The 1,209-nt window shown below is 63.3% G+C and carries 1 protein-coding gene; it reads left to right on the forward strand.

All coding sequences use genetic code 11. The features are described 5' to 3' along the window. The first annotated feature begins 80 nt into the window (after positions 1–80). Entirely contained in the window at positions 81–1,196 is a 1,116-nt protein-coding gene (locus DVS29_RS36750) for an ISAs1 family transposase (protein WP_118186250.1), read from the forward strand. The last annotated feature ends 13 nt before the right edge of the window (positions 1,197–1,209 follow it).

The following is a 1,209-nucleotide window of genomic DNA, read 5'->3' on the forward strand; positions in this document are numbered from 1 at the left end:
CTTGGGCAGGTTAGTGGTTGTAAACAAAGGGCGAAGCGTCGTTTACTCTCGATTTTTGGGGAATCGGGATGGAGAAGCGCATGGCCCTGGTATCCTGCCTGCAAGGTGTGCCCGATCCACGCAGCGGCAACCGCACGCAGTACGACCTGACGGAAATGCTGGTGGTGGCGGTCTGCGCGCTGCTTTCGGGAGCGGAGAGCGTGACGGAGATCGCGCAGTGGGGGCAGGCAAAACTGTTGTGGCTGCGCGAGTTCATTGACTTGCCGCACGGGATACCGTCGCACGACACATTTGGGCGGGTGTTGCGGCTGCTGGATCCACAGCAGTTCGAGCAGAGCTTTCGCACGTGGGTGGGCCAGGTAGTGGGCAAGCTGGAGCAGACGGTGGTGGCGCTCGATGGCAAGACGCTGCGCGGCAGCCGGGACGGCGAGAGCCGCGCGCTGCATATGGTTTCGGCCTATGCCAGCGCGTACGGGCTGACGCTGGGCGCCGTTGCAGTGGACCGTAAGTCCAACGAGATTACGGCACTGCCGGAACTGCTCGCAGTCCTGGATGTGCGAGGCGCGATCGTGTCAGTCGACGCGATGGGCTGCCAGCAGGCGATCGCCCGCCAGGTGCACGACCAGGGTGGTGACTATCTGCTCGGGATCAAGGCGAACCAGCCGGGGTTACTGGAGGAAGTGGAATACTTCTTTCGGGTGGCGCGCGCCGAAAACTGGCATGCGGTGCCGTATGGTTACCACGAGACGGTTGAAAAGGATCACGGGCGCATCGAAACACGCCGGCTCTGGTGCGTCAGCACACTGGCATGGCTGGCGCAGCGCACGAACTGGCAGGGCCTGCGGCAGATCATCATGGTCGAATCGCAGCGCTGCATCGGCGCGAAGACCAGCACGGAGCTGCGCTACTACCTGAGCTCGTCGAGCGGCAGCCCCGAACGGCTGGCCCAGGCCATCCGCAGCCACTGGACGATCGAGTCCCAGCTGCACTGGTCGCTGGATGTCACGCTGGGTGAAGACGCCTGTCAGGTCCGCAAGGACAACGCTGCCATGAACCTGGCGATCCTGCGTCGCTTCGTGCTGAATCTGCTCAAACTCGATCCGACGCCAAAGCTCTCGGTACGGGCCAAGCTCAAGCAGGCCGCGTGGGACGATGATTTCCGCCGAGATGTACTCGGCATGCGGCGGGCGTCCTAATGCGATTGCCCTG

The sequence above is a fragment of the Paraburkholderia phosphatilytica genome (assembly GCF_003443895.1).
GTDB lineage: Bacteria > Pseudomonadota > Gammaproteobacteria > Burkholderiales > Burkholderiaceae > Paraburkholderia > Paraburkholderia phosphatilytica.

Bases quoted from the DNA above. Each gene is read 5' to 3' on its own strand.
- DVS29_RS36750 (WP_118186250.1), top strand. From the start codon at position 81: ATGGCCCTGGTATCCTGCCTGCAAGGTGTGCCCGATCCACGCAGCGGC.